General features: G+C 66.7%; 16 protein-coding genes and 1 tRNA gene. 10 read left to right on the top strand and 7 right to left on the bottom strand.

The features are described from left to right. Nucleotides 1–40: 40 nt before the first annotated feature. Both FHS48_RS13105 and FHS48_RS13100 read right to left on the bottom strand, forming a co-directional pair. Complete coding sequence (locus FHS48_RS13105) at nt 41–2,353, bottom strand: SLC26A/SulP transporter family protein (protein ID WP_184264026.1); 2,313 nt, start codon at nt 2,351–2,353, stop codon at nt 41–43. Nucleotides 2,354–2,503: 150 nt separating this feature from the next. Beyond that, on the bottom strand, nt 2,504–2,995 hold the full coding sequence (locus FHS48_RS13100; RefSeq protein WP_184264025.1) for a hypothetical protein: 492 nt from the start codon (nt 2,993–2,995) through the stop codon (nt 2,504–2,506). A gap of 382 nt (nt 2,996–3,377) precedes the next feature. Between FHS48_RS13100 and FHS48_RS13095 the strand changes: the two genes are divergently transcribed. The 7 genes from FHS48_RS13095 to FHS48_RS13065 all read left to right on the top strand — a co-directional run bounded on the left by FHS48_RS13095 (nt 3,378) and on the right by FHS48_RS13065 (nt 12,184). Then, nucleotides 3,378–4,628, top strand: a complete 1,251-nt coding sequence (locus FHS48_RS13095) for a D-amino acid dehydrogenase (RefSeq protein ID WP_184264024.1) — start codon at nt 3,378–3,380, stop codon at nt 4,626–4,628. A gap of 199 nt (nt 4,629–4,827) precedes the next feature. Further along, the gene (kynU, locus tag FHS48_RS13090) at nt 4,828–6,051 is read left to right on the top strand and encodes a kynureninase (protein WP_184264023.1); all 1,224 of its coding nucleotides are present in this window, start codon (nt 4,828–4,830) and stop codon (nt 6,049–6,051) included. Beyond that, nucleotides 6,048–6,884, top strand: coding sequence for a tryptophan 2,3-dioxygenase (kynA, locus tag FHS48_RS13085; protein WP_184264022.1), 837 nt, complete (start codon nt 6,048–6,050; stop codon nt 6,882–6,884). The genes kynU and kynA overlap by 4 nt, the downstream gene beginning before the upstream one ends. 25 nt (nt 6,885–6,909) lie before the next feature. Next, nucleotides 6,910–7,743: an alpha/beta hydrolase gene (locus FHS48_RS13080; RefSeq protein ID WP_184264021.1), complete on the top strand. Its 834-nt coding sequence runs from the start codon at nt 6,910–6,912 to the stop codon at nt 7,741–7,743. A 209-nt stretch (nt 7,744–7,952) separates the two neighbouring features. After that, the gene (locus FHS48_RS13075; protein ID WP_184264020.1) at nt 7,953–8,843 is read left to right on the top strand and encodes a hypothetical protein; all 891 of its coding nucleotides are present in this window, start codon (nt 7,953–7,955) and stop codon (nt 8,841–8,843) included. Nucleotides 8,844–8,854: 11 nt separating this feature from the next. Then, nucleotides 8,855–9,706 (top strand): sulfotransferase domain-containing protein, encoded by an 852-nt coding sequence (locus tag FHS48_RS13070; protein WP_184264019.1) that lies wholly within the window; start codon nt 8,855–8,857, stop codon nt 9,704–9,706. A 555-nt stretch (nt 9,707–10,261) separates the two neighbouring features. Then, the gene (locus tag FHS48_RS13065) at nt 10,262–12,184 is read left to right on the top strand and encodes an asparagine synthetase B family protein (protein WP_184264018.1); all 1,923 of its coding nucleotides are present in this window, start codon (nt 10,262–10,264) and stop codon (nt 12,182–12,184) included. Between the two features lie 61 nt (nt 12,185–12,245). On the opposite strand, the gene FHS48_RS13060 is transcribed toward FHS48_RS13065, so the two are convergent. The 3 genes from FHS48_RS13060 to FHS48_RS13050 are packed head-to-tail and all read right to left on the bottom strand — an operon-like array spanning nt 12,246 to nt 15,057. After that, on the bottom strand, nt 12,246–12,950 hold the full coding sequence (locus tag FHS48_RS13060; RefSeq protein WP_184264017.1) for a ribonuclease activity regulator RraA: 705 nt from the start codon (nt 12,948–12,950) through the stop codon (nt 12,246–12,248). Between the two features lie 23 nt (nt 12,951–12,973). After that, nucleotides 12,974–13,807, bottom strand: a complete 834-nt coding sequence (locus FHS48_RS13055; protein WP_184264016.1) for an SDR family oxidoreductase — start codon at nt 13,805–13,807, stop codon at nt 12,974–12,976. Nucleotides 13,808–13,845: 38 nt separating this feature from the next. Next, nucleotides 13,846–15,057: a pyridoxal phosphate-dependent aminotransferase gene (locus FHS48_RS13050; protein WP_184264015.1), complete on the bottom strand. Its 1,212-nt coding sequence runs from the start codon at nt 15,055–15,057 to the stop codon at nt 13,846–13,848. A gap of 138 nt (nt 15,058–15,195) precedes the next feature. Here FHS48_RS13050 and FHS48_RS13045 point away from each other — a divergent pair, with 138 nt between their 5' ends. From FHS48_RS13045 to FHS48_RS13035, 3 genes are read left to right on the top strand one after another with little or no spacing between them, the layout of a single operon-like run. Next, complete coding sequence (locus tag FHS48_RS13045) at nt 15,196–16,125, top strand: LysR substrate-binding domain-containing protein (RefSeq protein ID WP_184264014.1); 930 nt, start codon at nt 15,196–15,198, stop codon at nt 16,123–16,125. A 26-nt stretch (nt 16,126–16,151) separates the two neighbouring features. Continuing rightward, nucleotides 16,152–17,354 (top strand): 2-methylaconitate cis-trans isomerase PrpF, encoded by a 1,203-nt coding sequence (prpF, locus tag FHS48_RS13040; RefSeq protein WP_184264013.1) that lies wholly within the window; start codon nt 16,152–16,154, stop codon nt 17,352–17,354. Nucleotides 17,355–17,390: 36 nt separating this feature from the next. After that, nucleotides 17,391–18,251, top strand: coding sequence for an isocitrate lyase/PEP mutase family protein (locus FHS48_RS13035; protein WP_184264012.1), 861 nt, complete (start codon nt 17,391–17,393; stop codon nt 18,249–18,251). Nucleotides 18,252–18,273: 22 nt separating this feature from the next. Here FHS48_RS13035 and FHS48_RS13030 read toward each other — a convergent pair whose 3' ends face one another. Continuing rightward, nucleotides 18,274–18,681, bottom strand: coding sequence for a YigZ family protein (locus FHS48_RS13030; protein ID WP_311769139.1), 408 nt, complete (start codon nt 18,679–18,681; stop codon nt 18,274–18,276). Between the two features lie 168 nt (nt 18,682–18,849). Continuing rightward, nucleotides 18,850–18,926, bottom strand: a tRNA-Met gene (locus FHS48_RS13025). Between the last annotated feature and the right edge of the window lie 12 nt (nt 18,927–18,938).

The following is an 18,938-nucleotide window of genomic DNA, read 5'->3' as shown; positions in this document are numbered from 1 at the left end:
CGGGGCGGGTGGGGCCTGTCCCCCGCCCGCCCCGCCGGGATCACCGTTCCAGTTCCGCCAGCAGCAGATTGGTCGCCCGCAGGCGTCCGGCAAAAATCAGGGCGATATTTTCCAGCAACCGGAACGCCAGATCCGGAGAGGTCTGCTTCAGGGCCCGGAAATCCGCCGCCGCCAGCCGGTAGACCACGGCAGGGGCCGCAACCTCGACACTGGCCGAGCGCGGATGCGGGTCCAGCACCGCCATTTCCCCGAAGATACTGCCCCGCGTCAGGCTCTGGACCCGCAGCTTGCGGTCGGTGCCCGCCAGATCAATCACCACATCAACCTGTCCGGCAGCGACGAAATAGACACTGTCCGGCGGATCGCCCTGCCGGAACACGGCATGACCGGAGGGCAGAACATGGCGGGTCATCACCGCCCGCAGGGTCTTCAGCTGATGCAGATCCAGTCCCCGCAGCACCGCCGGAACCCCACGCCGCCCTGCCGTCGCCACCATCCCCGGCTGTGCCGTCAGGGCGGCTTCGCAGCAGGCCACCGCCCGGTCCACATCCGGCTGGAAACAGTCTTCCCCCAAGGCCGCGACCGTGCCGAGACGGTCGAAAATCCGCCACAGACGACGGTCTGCCTCCTCCCGCCGCCGTTCCGGGCCAACGGGCAGGCCGGGGGTGATCCGGCGTTCGCGCTCCACATAGGCCAGAAACAGGGCACCGCCCCGCCGCCGCAGCCGGGCGCTCCAGCGTTCCACCGCCCGCGCCCCGGTGGCATCGGCATCCTTGGCCCGGCGCAGATCGATCACCACATACTGCACGCCCTCGGCCATCAGGCTGTCGAGGCAGGCCTCCAGCGCGGCGACGGAGCCGAAGAACAGCGCCCCCTCCAGCTCAATCACCGCAATGCGGTGGCCGTGCTGCTCAATCAGCGCCGCCCGCTGCGGGTTGCCACTGATGCGGGCCGTCAGCACCGTCGCGCGATAGCAACGGCGGACCGGGCTGTGTGCCATCCGCACCACAAACAGCAGCAGCGTCAGCAGAACACCGGTCGCCACCGCCACCACCAGCGAAAAGGTCAGCGTCGCCACCACCACCACCAGCACCGCCGCCAGATCCCCGCGCGGCCAGCGCCCCGGCCCCTGCCGCAGCAGACCCAGCGTCCAGCGGTCGAACAGGCCGAGGGCCACCACCACCAGCAACCCGGCCATCACCGCCCGTGGCAGGCCCGCCACCAGCCCCCCGGCCACGGTCACCAGCATCAGCGTTCCCCCGGCCACCAGCAGGGGGCCAAGGGCAGACCGGCTGCCGCCGCCGACCAGAGCCCCGGCCCGGGCCACTGAGCCGGAAGACGGCAGCATCCACAGCAGCCCGACCGCCATGTTCCCGATCCCCTGCGCCAGCAGTTCCCGGTCCCCGGAGGACCGTCGGCCGGTCAGGGCATCCAGCGCCGCCGACGCCAGCAGTGCATCAAGGCTGTTGAGGGCCGCCATCGACAGCGCCGCCGGGATCAGCACCGCCAGCAGGCCGCCGCTCCAGCCGGGCAGCGCCGCCAGCACCGCTGACAGGGCGGCAGTCTGCGGCAATCCGCCGTCCGGCAGCGGGCCGATGGTGCCGCCCAGCCCAAGCCCCGGCATCAGCACGGTCAGAAGATGATAAACCCCCGCCCCGGCCACCAGCCCGACCAGAGACGGGGGAACCCGCCGCAGCCAGCGCCCGGCCACCATCATGAGTCCGGCGGCAGCCAGTCCCAGCAGCAGCGGCCCCGGGTGCAGCGCCTGCCAGACCGCCAGCGGACCGGCCGCCAGCACCGCCGCCGGAACACCGGTCAGGGGCGCAATCTGGCTGAACAGAATCAGCAGGGCCGACCCATTGAAAAACCCGGCCACCACCGGATAGGGAATAAAACTGACCAGCCGCCCGACGCGCAGCAGGGCAAACAGCACCTGTATCAGGCCGGACCCGGTCACAGCCAGCTGCGCCAGCGCGAGAACCAGCAGCGGATCGGCCCCCGACAGCCCCGGCAGGGCCGCCAGCTGTGCCAGCATGGTCCCATAGACCAGTGCGGTTGCCGCCCGTGGCCCGCTGACGGTGGACGGATTGCTGCCCAGCCCCACCGCCAGAAAACCGTGAACCACCGACGACAGCAGCGCCGCGACAATCCCAAAACCGGTCCACTGCGGCCCCAGCGCCGCCGTGGCAATCGCCCCGTAGGCCATGGTCTGCGGTACGGAGGCGATCAGGCACGACAGCGCCCCGGCGATCTCCCGCTGCGGATGGCGGACCAGAAAGCGGTCGGTCAGGGTCGGGAACAGCCAACGGAGCAGGCCCCGTGCCCGGTGCGGTTTAAGCTGAAAAGCTGACACGGTGGCGGGTGTCCCGAAACTGTCATACAGAGAGATCCGGGCTTAGGTCAGTGCCTGTATGAAGTCATGTTAAAGTCTGATGAAACGTCATAATGATAAACGTACGGTGACGGGCCGCCCAGACAGGGGAGATCAGACCGGGAAGATCCCTCAGTTCCGGCTGATCAGTTTCCAGCTGCCGTCCGCCTGACGGCAGGCGGTGCCATAGGCCGTGGACGGCTGGCCGCCGACCGTCACCGTCTGCCGGTAGTCCCGGCAATGGCCCCCACTGCTGTCGGTGCCGCCGCGCAGCGGGGGTGAAACCGGCGGCGGACTATACGGGCCGGGAGACGGATAGACCGGAGACGGATAGACCGGGGACGGATACCAGGACCAGCGGCTGCCGACAATCCACCACCAGCCTTCTCGGCCATCATGGCGGCCCTGCCACCACGCGCCCCGGTGCCACAGATCATCATCGGCGCTGCGGGAGGGGGGAGGGCTATAGCCACGCGCCGGAGCAGGCTGCCCCCTCCGGCCCCCATCGCCCGGACTGTCATGCCCCGGTCCTGCGGAATCCCTCCGGAAATCGGCCTGCGCCGGGGCCATCACCGCCACCAGCGCCATCAGTGCCAGACCGGCAGCCGCCACAAGACCCTTCATCTCATCTTTACTCCACCGCACCGGGGCCAATCACGGGATCCCCGGATGATACGCACGGCGGGACGGTTTCCGGCGGCGGGCTGTCAGAGGGGCCGGAGTCTGCGCCCATTCCCGGCCCATGCCGGACCCCGTGGTCCGGGTGGGACACAAAATACGACTTTCCGCGCCTGCGAAGCCCGGAAAATCAATTTTATGCGGTATACTTTCTATATATTCGCAGAACTATGCTTATTTTTGGCAATTCATGATAGATGTTCCTTCCGCTGTCAAGACACGGTAAAAATCGGGTCAGGATGAATGGCCGGATATTTGATCCGCCGGGCCTGACAGCAGCGCCCCGGACCCCGGCTGATCGGTCACTTTCTCTTCGGGTTGCATCGCAATGAAAGTCCTTGTTCTCGGCAGTGGGGTCATCGGAACAACCTCGGCGTGGTATCTGGCCAAGGCCGGTCACGAAGTGACCGTGATCGACCGTCAGGACGGCCCGGCGCTGGAAACCTCCTTCGCCAACGCCGGCGAAGTGTCCTTCGGCTATTGCAGCCCGTGGGCCGCCCCCGGCATTCCGATGAAGGCCGTCAAGTGGCTGATGATGGAACACGCCCCGCTGATCCTGCGCCCGAAGGTTGATGGCGCGATGATGCGCTGGCTGGTGCAGATGCTCAGCAACTGCACCTCGTCCCGCTATGCCCTCAACAAAAGCCGCATGCTGCGGCTGGCCGACTATGCCCGCCAGTCGCTGGCGGAGCTGCGGGCCGAAACCGGCCTGACCTATGACGAGCGGATGAAGGGCACCCTGCAACTGTTCCGCACGCAGGCCCAGCTTGATGCCTCCGCCAAGGACGTCAAGGCCCTGAAGGCCGACGGCATCCCGTGCGACCTGCTGGACCCCGACGCCTGCATCCGGGTGGAACCGGCACTGGCCCGGGTCCGCCACAAGATTGTCGGCGGTCTTCAGACCCCGCTGGATGAAACCGGCGACTGCTTCAAGTTCACCAACAATCTGGCGAAGCTGGCCGAAGCGGCGGGCGTCACCTTCCGCTGGAACGAAGAGATCCGCCGTATCGAGGCGCTGGGGGACCGCGTGACCGGCGTCGTCACCGACAAGGGCACGCTGAAGGCCGATGCCGTGGTGGTGGCCCTTGGCAGCTGGTCGCCGCTGCTGCTGAAGGACCATGCGATCCGCCTGCCGGTGTACCCGGTGAAGGGGTACTCGCTGACCATTCCGATCACCAACCCGGAGCTGTCGCCGGAATCCACGGTGATGGACGAAAGCTACAAGATTGCCATCACCCGCTTGGGTGACCGCATCCGCGTCGGCGGCATGGCGGAAATCTCGGGCTATAACAACATTCTGGAACCGGCCCGCCGCCGCACGCTGGAACATTCGGTCACCGACCTGTTCCCCGGCGGCGACATGTCAAAGGCTGATTTCTGGAGCGGTCTGCGCCCGATGACCCCCGATGGCACCCCGGTGATCGGTGCCACCCACCTGAAGGGCCTGTACCTGAACACCGGCCACGGCACCCTCGGCTGGACCATGAGCTGCGGCTCCGGCCGTCTGCTGGCCGATCTGGTGTCCGGCAAGACCCCGGAGATCGATGCCCGTGATCTGGCGATCAGCCGTTACGCCTGATCCGGCCTTTTCCCCTGAGAGACATAGCCCGCCGGAGACGCCTCCGGCGGGCTTTTTGCATTTATGTCGCCGCAGGGTGGCAGAAGGGTCGACGGCCCCGGTGGTTTCCGATAGCCTGACACACTGATTGCCAGACAATATCACCAGACATTTTCCGGTTACTGGTCACTGGCATCCACCACAGCCGCAGGGAACGCCCATGTCAGACCCCCAGACTTCCGGATACAGCCCGCCCGAAACCCCGGCAACCCGCACCCGCTTTGATCTGCCGGACGGGGTGATCTACCTCGACGGCAATTCCCTCGGGCCGCTGCCGGTGGGGGTGGCGGACCGCGTCGCCCGCACCCTGACCGCAGAATGGGGTGGCCAGTTGATCCGGGGCTGGAACAGCGCCGGATGGATGGTGCAGCCGCGCCGCGTCGGCGACCGCATCGCCCGGCTGATCGGGGCCGAGCCCGGCAGCGTGGTGATGGGCGATACCCTGTCGATCAAGGTCTATCAGGCGGTGGCCGCCGCGCTGGCGATGCGCCCGGATCGCCGGGTGATCCTGTCCGATTCCGGCAATTTCCCCACCGACCTGTACATGGTCGAAGGGCTGATCGAAACGCTGGGGCAGGGGCATACCCTGCGGGTGGTGGAGCCGGAGGCGGTGGCCGACGCCATCACCGATGAAGTCGCCGTGCTGATGCTGACACAGGTCGATTACCGCAGCGGGCGGCTGCACGACATGGCCGCCCTGACCGCCAAGGCCCACGCCCACGGCGTGGTGACGGTGTGGGATCTGGCCCATTCCGCCGGGGCGCTGCCGGTGGATCTGGCCGGGGCCAGGGCCGATTTTGCCGTCGGCTGCACCTATAAATACCTGAACGGCGGCCCCGGGGCCCCGGCCTTCATCTATGTGGCCCCCCGCCATGCCGACAGCGCCCGCCCGGCCCTGTCCGGCTGGATGGGCCATGCCGCCCCCTTCGCCTTCGATCCCGCCTACCGCCCCGGCGAGGGGGTGGAGCGGATGCGCGTCGGCACCCCGCCGGTGATCGCTCTGGCAGCGCTGGAGGCGGCGCTGGATGTCTGGGATGGCGTTGATATGGCCCAGATCCGCCGTGATTCCATGGCCCTGTGCGACCTGTTCATCTCGCTGGTGGAAGCCCGCTGCCCGACCCTGACGCTGGCCTCGCCCCGCGACGGCAGCCAGCGCGGCAGTCAGGTATCGTTCCGGCATCCGCAGGGCTATGCGGTGATGCAGGCCCTGATTGACCGTGGCGTCATCGGCGACTTCCGCGCCCCGGATGTGCTGCGCTTTGGCTTTACCCCGCTGTACATCGGGGCCGCCGATGTCCGCCGGGCGGTGGATATCCTGCAACAGGTGATCGACGGGGCCCTGTGGGACCGCCCGGACTACCACAAGAAGGCGATCGTGACATGAGCAAGCCCTATGATCCGGCCCACGAAGGGGCCCAGATGACCTTTGACGGGCGGATGTCCTACGGTGACTACCTCCAGCTCGACCGTATTCTGGGGGCGCAGACGCCCCTGTCCACCGCCCATGATGAGATGCTGTTCATCATCCAGCATCAGACCTCGGAACTGTGGATGCGGCTGGCGCTGTACGAAATCCACGCCGCCCGCGCCGCCCTGCGGGACGGCCAGCTTTCTCCCGCCTTCAAGATGCTGGCCCGGGTCGCCCGCATTTTTGAACAGCTGAACGCGGCATGGGATGTGCTGCGCACCATGACCCCCAGCGAATACACCCGGTTCCGCGATGATCTCGGGCAGTCGTCCGGCTTCCAGTCCTATCAGTACCGGGAAATTGAATTCCTGCTCGGCAACCGTAATCCGGCGATGCTGCGCCCGCATGCCCACCGCCCGGAGATTCTGGTCCGGCTGGAGGAGGAGCTGACCCGCCCCAGCCTGTATGACGAGGCCCTGCGGCTGCTGGCCCGCAACGGCATCGCCGTTCCGGCCGAGGTGCTGGAGCGCGATGTCCGCCAGACCCATCAGGCCCACGATGGGGTGACGGAGGCGTGGCGACAGGTCTATCAGGCCCCGGAACAGCACTGGCCGCTGTATGAGCTGGCGGAAAAGCTGGTGGACTTTGAGGACTACTTCCGCCGCTGGCGTTTCAACCACGTCACCACGGTGGAACGGGTGATCGGCTTCAAACGCGGCACCGGCGGCACCGGCGGGGTACCCTACCTGCGCAACATGCTGGCGGTGGAACTGTTCCCGGAGCTGTGGCGGGTTCGCACCGTCCTGTAACGCCGCCATCAAGGAGCAAACCCCGATGATCTCCCCCACCCGCATCACCGACTGGGATGACGCCTACAGCAACGGTGCCTATATCCCCGGCGGCGACGCCTACCCGCAGCGGTGGGCGGCACAGGCCGCCGCCTTCCGCGCAACCCTCACCGCCGCCGGGCGGGCCGACCTCGACCGGCCCTATGGCAGCGGTGCGCGGGAGCGGTACGACCTGTTCACCCCGACCGGTGCCGCCCGGGGGACGGTGGTGTTCGTCCACGGCGGATACTGGATGGCCTTTGACAAAAGCAGCTGGTCCCATCTGGCCGCCGGAGCCTTGGCCCATGGCTGGGCGGTGGCGATGCCCGGCTATACCCTGTGCCCGGACAGCCGGATCAGCGGCATCACCCGGCAGATCGGGCAGGCGGTGGAGGCCATCGCCGCCCACTGCCCCGGCCCGCTGCGGCTGACCGGCCATTCCGCCGGGGGACATCTGGTCAGCCGGATGGCCTGCACCGATGCCCCGCTGCGGCCGGAGACGGCGGCGCGGATCACCCGCGTTGTCTCCCTCAGCGGGCTGCATGACCTGCGGCCGCTGCTGGCCACCCGGATGAACGCCACCCTGCGTCTGGATGCGGCGGAAGCTGCCGCCGAAAGCCCGGCCCTGCGGATACCGCGCCCGGATCTGCCGGTGATCTGCTGGGCCGGGGCGGAGGAACGGCCGGAATTCCGGCGGCAGAACGCCCTGCTGGCCTCGGTCTGGCAGGGTCTGGGGGCGGCAACCGCCGTCGTCGAATCCCCCGGACGCCACCACTTTGATGTCATCGACGCTCTGGCTGACCCGGACTCCGCCCTGATCCGGACCCTGCTGGCAGACTGACAGCCATCAACACCGAGAGAGATCTGGCCCGCCGGAGGAGACTGCGGAAACCCCGGGGTTCCCCCGTCCTCACTCTCCTGATACCTCCCCACAGCCACCTCTGGCGGCACACCCTGAATAGAAGTACATACAGACACAATCACCCCCGGCGGAATGCCCCCTTGGGCCATGACGCCGGATCCGGTCTGTATTTTACGGAAGCGAAATGAATGACCGAAAGGGATTATGCTCTGTGTGGCTGGCGCGTCCGCAGCGTGTTGCCCCTGCCCGAACTGGCCCTCTGGACAGGTCCAGACGAAGCCGCCGTCGATGTGTGGATTAACGCCGGAGCCTTGCCTGCGGTCCCGGCCTCAGCCCCGTGGCTGGCGGTGGACAGCCAAGGATCCGTCCGCCTGCGGGTTCCCGATCTGGCGCAGTTTCTGATCGAAGGAGGCCGCCGGATCACCGTCGATATCCTCGGTCAGGAGACGGCTCCCGCCTGGCGCCTGTTCCTGCTGGGGATGGCAATCGGCGTTCTGTGTCACCAACGCGCAACGTTCCCCCTGCATGCCGCATCCCTGAGCATCGGTGGCCGCACGGTGGCCCTTCTGGGGGCCAGCGGTGCCGGAAAATCCACCCTGGCGTTGGCCCTGCTGCGCCGGGGGCATCATTTGCTGTCAGATGACCTGACTGTTCTTGACCCCGCAAACAGGACCGTTCTGCCGTCTTTCTGCCGTCTTAAGGTGTGGCGAGATACGCTTGAGGCGATGGGGGAGGATATGACCGGATTGCAACGGGTGCGCGACGCACTGGAAAAGTATGACCTGCCCCCCAGACAGGACTTCGATACATCGCCGCGTCGGCTGGAGGGTGTTCTGCTGTTGGCACGTGGCAAGGCCCCGGAGCGGATTGCCGTGCCTGCAACAGCGGCAGTTCCGTTGATCCTCAGCCATGTGTCCCGTCCTTCCGTCGGCCGGATGCTCGGCCGGCAGGCTGATCTGTTCAGGGCCGCCGGGGGGCTTGCCGGCACCGTTCCGGTGGCACGGCTGATCCGGTCCCTTGACTATGCCGATCTGGGGGAAACGGTCCGTCTGGTCGAAGACTTTATGGACCGGGGATAAGGGGGCAGCCGGTGGAAAACGGATTATTCTGGATCGCCTCCTATCCAAAATCGGGCAATACGTGGGCCCGGTGCCTGATCGACAGCCTCAGCCATGGCGGCGCGGCCCCGGATCTGGAGCAGCTTCACTGGCACTACCCGCAGCCATCGGCCCGTTCGTGGCTGGAAGCCGTCACGGAAGTGCCAACCGACGACCTGACCACAGCGGAACTGACCGGACTGCGCCGCAGCGCCTATCACGCCCTGATCACCGAAACCCCGCTGGCCCGGCTGGTGGCACCGGGGGTCCGGTTCCTGAAAATCCATGATGCCTACGATCCGCACGGCTTTCCGCCGGACCTGACCGCCGGAGCAGTCTATCTGGTGCGTGACCCCCGGGATGTGGCCCCATCGTGGGCCAATCATTCCGGTTCCACCATTGATGAAACCATTACGGAAATGGCACGGCCGGACAAGGCGATCGGACAGAAGACCTCCCACTGGGCCCCAAACGCCCCCGAACAGCTGGGAACATGGTCGGACCACGTCCGGTCATGGCTGGATGGGTTCCCCGGCCCCCTGCTGGTGATCCGGTATGAGGACATGCTGGCCGATCCCCATACCGTCGTCGGACGGTTCGCACGGTTTCTCGGCCTGCCCTCAACCCCCTCCGTCGTGGCGGCAGCGGTGGCAGCCTGCGGCTTCCCGGCCCTTGCCGCCATCGAGGAAGCCCATGGCTTTCCCGAACGGCCAAAAGTCCAGAACCGGTTTTTCCGGCAGGGCAAGGCAGGACGCTGGAAAACCGATCTGACGGCGGAGCAGGCCGCCGCCCATGGCCCCGTCATGGAAAGACTTGGCTATCATCCGTCAGCGGCCCCCTCCTGATTCAACCGGCCACGCCCCCGCTGCCCGGAAACAGGGGGTGGAATACCTGGCCTGACCGGCGCAACCACCCCGCGCCCGGACCGCAGGGGTGCCGGACTGTGCCGCCACAGCCAGCCGGACCTGCCTTGATCCTGAACGGTCCCGGTGCCCCTGCTCCCCGGGACGGACGCCGGACCGTCCACGGCTGGATCCACGCCGCAGACTGATGGTCCGTACAATCAGAGAACAGCACACCAACCCCGGATTACTCTCCAATAAAACCGATCGTTCTCTTCAAGTACACGCCTGAAAATAATGACGGTTCTTAACTTCCTCCCCGCATGCCCCTCTGCTATATGTAAATTTTGAAATTAACGTCAAGGATATAAGGAGAATTCTGATGGAACCGAAAGCACCGATTGCGGTCGGGCCTCCCTCCCCCTCCCAGACACTCACCGCGCCTCAGGCCGGTGGCCGTGAGCCTTGGGCCAGCCCCCGGCTGAGCATTCTGCCCGCCGATCAGACTGCCGACGGGTGGTCCCCCGGCAATGACGGCCAAGGGGTTATGTCAGGTTCATGAGTGATTTTGCCGGTCTGTGGCGGCTTGACGGGCGGCCGGCAGATCACCATGATTCCGTCAGGCTGGCACAGGGCCTGGCGGGTCGCGGAAGTGCCGATCCCCGTATCTGGCGTCAGGGATCATTTACCCTCGTCCATCGCCAGCATGTCTTCACCCCCGAGGATGACCGCGAGCGGATGCCCCTGACCGGGCCGTCCGGGGCGGTTCTGGCAGCAGATGTCCGCCTGTCGAACCGGGGCGAACTCGCAGATACCCTGGGCCTGTCCGGTAACGCGGCAGCCCTTCCCGACGGAGCCCTGTGCCTGAGGGCACTGGAACGGTGGGGGACCGACGCCGTGTCGCGGTTTTATGGCGACTTCGCGCTGGCCCTGTGGCTGCCGGGGGAACACCGGCTGGTGCTGACCCGCGATCCATCGCAGAACCGGTCCCTGTTCATCCACCGCAGCGCCCATCTGATTGCCTTCTCAACCCGGCTCCGCCCGCTGCTGGCCCTGCCGGAGATCCCCCGGGATCTCGATGATCTGGCGGTGGCCGATCATCTGATCCTGAACACCGAACCCGGGGACCGGACGATTTATGCCGGGATCAACCGGGTCCGCATGGGACATACCCTGACCCTGACCCCGGAGGCGACACGGTCGCACCGCTGGTGGTCCCTGCCGCATCCCGGAACCCGGCGCTTCAGCCGCCATGAGGACACGGTGGCCGCCGCCGCCGAAGTGATCGACCGGACCGTTGCCGGATCCGTCCGCGCGGTCGGCATGGTCGGTGCCTCCCTCACCGGGGGGCTCGACAGCCCGACCGTCCTGCTGTCGGCCCGCCGCTGCCTTGAGCCGGACCGGCTGATCGCCCTGACCCGGATCCCGGGGGGACCAACCCCGCAGAATGGCCCGATCCGCTTTTATGATGAAGCCTCCCGCGCCCGCGCCTTCGTTGACCATCACCCCGGCCTGATCTGGCATCCGGTCGGCGAGGATGGGCAGGACTGGGGCGAATCTGACCGCCGCCGCTGGTTCCTCGAAGCAGGAACCCCCGCCGATAACCTGATCAACGGAGCCTGGTTTTTCCCGCTGTTCCGGTTCATCACCGCACAGGGCGGGCGGGTGATCCTGAACGGGGAGGGTGGAAATCACTTTTACAGTTCTCACGGGGGAACGGTGGAAACGGCCCTGCTGCGTCAGGGGCGGCTGCTGGCCCTGACGCGCCTGCTGTGGCAGCGCAGCCGGAGAAGCGGGCAGAGCCTTCCGGCCCTGATCCGGCACCGGCTGCTCGCCCCGCATGAGCCGCTGTGGCTGCGCGGCCGACGCAAGGGATGGACAACCCCGTGGGGACGGTTCGCCGCCCTCAACCCCACCTTCGCGGCGGACATGAACATGCTGGACCGCCTTGACCCTGACCGTTACCGGGTCCGGACCGGCAGCCCTCATTCGTCGGTGCAGACAACCCGGGAGTGGTTTCAGGGGGATGAAGGGGTCGGGCAGTGGGCGGTGGCGGCCCGGGCCCTGCACGGCGTCGACTGGCGGGCACCGCTGGGCGACCGCCGGGTCATCGAATTCTTCGCCAGCCTGCCGCTGGAAGACTTCATCCGCGACGGAGAACCCCGTTCGCTCGCCCGGGCCGTTTTGGCCGGACAGGTGCCGGATCAGACACGGCACGAAACCCGCCGGGGCAGCCAGCTCGGCGAATGGTTCTCGATCCTGACCGCCCGGCGCCCGCAGATGCTGGCCTCGCTGGAACGCCTCAAGGCATCGCGGACCGCCGGGCAGGTCGTCGATCTGGCCCGGCTGGAAAGCCTGCTGCTCGACTGGCCCGCAGATCTCGAAGCCGCAGAAAAGCGGCGGATGGAGTATTATTTCCTGCTGACCCGGGGACTGGAAACCGCCGAATTCCTTGCCTGGCATGAGGGCGGCAATCACTGAAACACCGCGCCTGACAGAAGGATCAGGCGCGGTGTTCCGGGCATTCAGGATCAGGGCCGGTTTACTTTCCGGCCTTCGAGGCTTCGTAACGGGCCTTATTCTCTTCGTTCGGCGGATACAGGCCGGGCAGGGGGGTTCCGGCTTCCACCTGCTCCATGATCCAGCCTTCCAGCCGTTCCTGTTCCGGGCCCAGCTTGACCACCTCATCAACCAGCGCCGCCGGAATCAGCACCGCGCCGTCATCATCCACGACGATCACATCATCCGGGTAGACCGCCACGCCGCCGCAGGCGATCGGTTCCTGCCAGTTGACGAAGGTCAGCCCGGCCACCGACGGCGGGGCGGCCACACCGCTGCACCACACCGGCAGGCCGGTGGCCAGCACCCCGGCGACATCGCGCACCACGCCATCGGTGATCAGGGCGGCAACACCCTTCTTCGCCATGCGGGCGCACAGGATATCGCCAAAAATCCCGGCATCGGTGATGCCCATGGCATCAACCACGGCGATGCAGCCTTCCGGCATCGCCTCAATCGCCGCGCGGGTGGACTTCGGCGAGGACCACGATTCCGGGGTTGCCAGATCTTCGCGCGCCGGGACGAAGCGCAGGGTGAACGCCCGGCCGACCAGACGCGGCTGCCCCGCCTTCAGCGGACGCGCCCCGCGCAGCCATACATTGCGCAGCCCCTTCTTCAGCAGGATGGTGGTGATGGTCGCGGTGGTGACCTTCGACAGAACCTCAACGATTTCGGCATGAGTGGCCATAACAGGATCCTTTCAGGGTCAGATCAGAGGCTGGGAATCAGGCCGCCATCCACACGGATGACGCTGCCGGTCAGATACGCGGCGCGGGTGCTGGCCAGAAACGCCACCACATCGCCGTATTCCTCGGGGTTGCCGTAACGGCCGACCGGGATGGAAGCGATGCTTTCCGCCGCCACCTCCTCCACCGGGCGGCCTTCGCGCCTGGCCTTCTGCTCATCAAGGAAGGTGATGCGCGGTGTGGCGATGCGGCCGGGCAGAACGATATTACTGGTGATTCCGTCCCGCCCGACTTCCCGCGCCAGCGTCTTCGACCAGCCGACAAGGGACACCCGCAGGGCGTTGGACAGGCCAAGGTTGGGAATCGGCGCCACCACCCCGGAGGAGGTGGAGGTGATCACCCGGCCCCAGCCCCGGGCCTTCATGCCCGGCAGCACCCGGTCGGTCAGGCTGATCACCGACAGCACCATCGACTGGAAGTATTTGGCCCACACCTCGGCAGACTGCCCGGACACCGGGGTCGGCGGCGGGCCGCCGGTGTTGTTGACCAGAATATCCACCGGGCCGAAGATTTCCTCGATCCGGCTGACATTGCCGTCAATCTGGCTGAGGTCGCCAAGATCCCAGGTCAGCGGCAGGGCGCGGCCATGGCGCGGCGGTCCCGCCACATCCCACGTCAGGGGCAGGGCCCGGCCCCCGGTTTCGTTGATCTCGGCAGCGGTCCGTTCGACCGCCTCCGTCGACAGATCCCCAAGCGCCACCTGTGCGCCCTCGCGGGCCAGCGCCCGGGCAATCGCCCCGCCAAGGCCACCCCCGGCCCCCAGAACCAGCGCGGTTTTTCCCTGAAGTCCCAGATCCATAAGCGTTTTATCCTTCTTCTCGGCAGAGGGGAGGGGGGTTAGGCCAGCGTGGCGCAGGCGGCGGCAATCCGGGCGCAGGCGGTTTCCAGCCGCTCCGTCGCCGTGGCGAAGGAAATGCGGAAGTAGGGGGCCAGACCGAAGGCCGATCCCGGCACCACGGCCACCCCGGCGTCTTCCAGCAGGAAGGTGGCGAAATCCACATCGCTGCCGATCACCCGGCCATCCGGGCGGCGGCGGCCAATCATTCCGGCACAGGAGGGGAACAGGTAGAACGCGCCGTCCGGGGTGCGGCAGGACAGGCCATCAATGCTGTTGAAGGCGGTCAGGCACAGGTCGCGGCGGTTCTGGAACACCGCATTGCGCTCGGCGAGGAACTCCAGCGGGCCGGTCAGGGCCGCCACCGCCGCTGCCTGACTGACGGAACTGGGATTAGTGGTGCTCTGCGACTGGATGGTGGCCATGGCGCGGATCAGGGCTTCCGGCCCCCCGGCATAGCCGATGCGCCAGCCGGTCATCGCATAGGCCTTCGACACCCCGTTGCAGGTCAGGGTCCGGTCGAGCAGGCGGGGTTCCACCGCGCCGATGGTCACGAACTCCCAGCCGTCATAGCGGATGTGTTCATACATATCATCGGTCAGGATCATCACCTGCGGGTGTTGCAGCAGCACATCGGCCAGCGCCCGCAGCTCTGCCGCCGTATATCCGGCCCCGGTGGGGTTGCTGGGGGAATTCAGCACCAGCCAGCGGGTGCGCGGGGTGATCACTGCCTGCAATCCGGCGGCTGTCAGCTTGAACCCATCGTCCTCGCCGCAGGCGACCGTCACCGGCACCCCACCGGCCAGCCGCACCATGTCGGGGTAGGACACCCAGTAGGGGGCGGGGATGATCACCTCATCCCCCTCATCCAGCGTTGCACACAGGGCATTGTACAGCACCTGTTTGCCACCGGTGCCGACGCTGATCTGGGCCGGGGTATAGGTCAGGCCGTTTTCCCGCTGGAACTTCTCGACAATGGCGCGCTTCAGCTCCGGGGTGCCGTCAACATCGGTGTATTTGGTCTGTCCGGCATCAATCGCCGCCTTGGCCGCCGCCTTGACATGGTCCGGCGTATCAAAGTCCGGCTCGCCCTGCGACAGGCCGATGATGTCACGCCCCTGACGGCGCAGCTCGTTGGCAAGGCGGGTGATGGCAATGGTCGGTGACGGCTGCACCGCCGACATGCGGGCGGCGAGGTGAACGGACTGGGACATCGCGGCGGGCTCTCCTGCTACAGGGCTGCTGTGCCTTCAGGATCGCATTCCGGGCTGAAAAGAAAATATGTGGTTTTATGGTTTCAGAGTTCAGAAAATATGGTGTTTACTCTCCCCGGTTCCAGACCGGAGACAGCCATGGATACCCGCTTCCTGCAAACCCTGCTGGCCGTGATCGAGCATGGATCCGTCGCCGAGGCGGCACGGCGGCTGAACCTGACGCCGTCGGCGGTGGTGCAGCGGATCCGGGCGCTGGAAGACGACATCGGCCAGCCGCTGGTGCAGCGGGCCGGGCAGACCATGCAGGCCACCCCGGCGGGGACCGCCATCCTGCCGGAGGCCCGGCGGCTGCTGGCGGCAGAAGCGGACCTGAAGGCCGCCGCCACCGCCGGGCAGGATGTCGGGCTGCTGCGGATCGGGGTGATCAACTCCGTCCTGACCGGGCTGCTGCCCGATGTGATGGTGTCGCTGGAACGCAGCCATCCGGGGATCGAACTGTATATCCTGCCCGGCATGTCCAGCGATCTGCACGACCGCGTCGCCGAAGGGGGGCTGGATGCCGCCATCCTGATCGAGCCGCCGTTCGTGCTGCCCAAAACCCTGCGCTGGACCCCCCTGCGGCGGGAGGCCCTGCTGCTGATCACCCCGCTGTCGGTGCAGGAGGACTCCCCCGCCGCCATCCTGCGGCAGGCCCCGTTCATCCGCTATGACCGCAACCACTGGGGCGGACGGCTGGTTGAGCAGTATCTGCGCCGGCAGCGGCTGCATCCACAGGAACGCCACGAGCTGGACTCGCTGGAAGCCATCACCGTTCTGGTCAGCCGGGGGCTGGGGGTCTCCCTGATTCCCGACTGGCTGCCGCCGTGGCCGGAAGGCACCGACCTCCGCCGGATTGTGCTGCCGGAGGCCCCGGCCCGCACCATCGGCCTGCTGACCCCGGTTGCCTCCACCCGGCAACGGTTGATCGGGGCCTTCTGTGCCGTCGCCCTCCGCCTGTGTGACCATAAGGGGAAGAGCGGCGAAAGGAATGCGCCCTCTGGTGAGGAAGCCACAGTCTCCGTAAGATAGGAGCCCCGGCTGAGAAGGACTCCTGCATGACACCGCCACCGCCGCAGATCCGCATTCCCGCCACCTATATGCGTGGCGGTACCAGCAAGGGGGTGTTTTTCCGTCTGGACGACCTGCCGGAGCGCTGCCGGGTTCCCGGCCCGGCCCGCGATGCCCTGTTGCTGCGGGTGTTGGGCAGCCCGGACCCCTATGGCAAACAGACCGATGGCATGGGGGGGGCGACGTCCAGCACCAGCAAGGCGGTGATCCTGTCGCGCAGCGCCCGGCCTGACCATGATGTGGACTATCTCTATGGGCAGGTTGCCATTGACCGCGCCACCGTTGACTGGTCCGGCAACTGCGGCAACCTGACCACCGCCGCCGGGGCCTTCGCCCTGCATGGCGGGCTGGTCGATCCGGCCCGACTCCCCGATACCGGCCTGTGCACGGTGCGGATCTGGCAGGCGAATATCGGCAGGACCATCCTCGCCCATGTGCCGGTCCACGGCGGACAGGTGCAGGAAACCGGCGCCTTCCTGCTGGACGGGGTGACCTTTCCGGCGGCGGAAATCGCGCTGGATTTCCTCGATCCCGCCGAAGACGGGGAGGGGGCGAGCGGCCTGTTCCCGACCGGGAACGCTAGCGATGTGCTGGTCTGCCCGGACAGTCTGGTGCCCGGGGGACGCCTGACCGTCACCCTGATCACCGCCGGGATTCCCACCATCTTCGTGGCCGCCGCCGACCTTGGCTATACCGGCACCGAAACGCAGGACGCCCTCAATGGTGACCCGGCAGCGCTGGCACGGTTCGAGGCCCTGCGAACCCTCGGGGCGCTGAAGATGGGGCTGATCGACCACCCGGAGCAGGCCGCCACCCGCCTGCATACCCCGAAGATTATCCTCGTCGCCCCACCGGCTGACTATATGACCTCCGCCGGGAAAACCGTGCGGGCCGACGAGATTGATCTGTTGGCGCGGGCGCTGTCGATGGGCAAACTGCACCATGCGATGATGGGCACCGCCGCCATTGCCCTTGCCGCCGCTGCCGCGATCCACGGAACCGTCGTCCATCAGGCCGCCGGGGGAAGGGAGCGGTCCAGCCTCTGTTTCGGCCACCCCTCCGGCACCCTGCGGGTCGGCGCTGCCGCCGAACGGCGCGGCGATGGCTGGGCCATCACCCGCGCCAGCATGAGCCGCAGCGCCCGGATCCTGATGGAAGGCTGGGTGCGGGTGCCCGCCGATTGTTTCTGACCTTTTGTTCTTCCCCCGTTTAACAGGAATGCCCCGATGTCCACCCGTAAAACCCTCCGCCAGCTTGCCGAAGCCCGCCGGGGCGTGATCGTCCCCGGGGCTTTTAATGCCCTGTCCGCCAAGGTGGTGGAAGATCTGGGGTTCGAGGCGATCTATGTCACCGGCGCTGGCGTCACCAACATGTGGTTTGGCCTGCCTGATCAGGGCTTTATGGGGTTATCGGATATCGCCGACCACACTGCCCGCATCCGCGATGCCGTCTCGGTGCCCCTGATCGTTGATGCCGATACCGGTTTCGGCAATGCCCTGAACGTCCGCCACACCGTGCGGACGCTGGAGCGGGCCGGGGCTGACTGCATCCAGCTGGAAGATCAGGTGGCCCCCAAGCGGTGCGGCCATTTCTCCGGAAAGGATGTGATTTCCACCGAGGAAGCGGTGAACAAGATCAAGGCCGCCGTCGATGCCCGGCAGGATGCTGACCTGCTGATCATGGCCCGTACCGATGCGGCGGCAGTCCATGGCTTTGATGCCGCTATTGAGCGGGCACAGGCCTTTGCCGAGGCCGGGGCCGACATTCTGTTTGTCGAGGCGGTGACAACGGCCGAGGAAATCCGCGCCCTGCCACAGCGCCTGCACCAGCCGCAGCTGATGAATATGGTGATCGGTGGCAAGACCCCGATCTTCAACGCCACGGAACTGGCCGATCTGGGCTATGGCATCGTGCTGTATGCCAACGCCGCCCTACAGGGGGCGGTCGCCGGAATGCAGAAGGCGTTGACAGTACTGCGGGATGACAAGCAAGTCACTGAAGCCAGCGGTCTGGTGACGCCATTTGCCGAACGGCAACGGCTGGTCGGCAAACCGGAGTGGGACGCACTGGAAAAGACATACAGCTGAGTGTGAGGGCGGAGGAGGGGGCTCAGCCAGCCTCTTCCGCCATCGCATCCAGATAGGCCTTCACGGAGTCCTTCACGTGGCGGAAGCGGTCCCCACCGAGGTGGGTGCCGCCATACCAGCGGGTGACCACCACGATATGATCGCGCAGACCGGCCCCCTCCAGCGTCCGCAGAATCAGCATGCCTGCGCCACTTTCGCCATCGTCATTCTTCAGGGATCCCTCTTCGCAAAGAAGGGCCCAGGAATTATGGGTCGCCTTAGCGAACTTCTTGTTCCGCTTCAGCTCTTTCAGGAACAGTCGCGCCTCTTCGGCGCTCCGTGCCGGGCCACCGGACACCGCATATTTTGAACCGCGATCGGTCAGGACATGGTCGATGATTTTCATGGCACCAGCATAGGAGCGGGGCAGGGGAGGATCAAGCCCGGGCACTCCTGTTGCCCCATCGTACTGTTCGCAGGGCTTTGCCCTGTCCCCACCAAGGGCCTCAGGCCCTTGGGTCCCGTTTTTCGGAACGTGCTCGGGGGGTATCGGTAAAACCCGCACCACCCCCGAAACGCAAAAGCCCCCCAGCGTAAGCTGGAGGGCTGTTGAGGTATGTGGTTGCGGGGGCAGGATTTGAACCTGCGGCCTTCAGGTTATGAGCCTGACGAGCTACCGGGCTGCTCCACCCCGCGGTGTGGTGTTTC

It is taken from the genome of Novispirillum itersonii, from assembly GCF_014205675.1.
Taxonomy (GTDB): Bacteria; Pseudomonadota; Alphaproteobacteria; order Rhodospirillales; family Rhodospirillaceae; genus Novispirillum; species Novispirillum itersonii_A.
The sequence above is the reverse complement of the archived record's forward strand: the minus strand, read 5'-3'. Positions and strand labels throughout refer to the sequence as shown.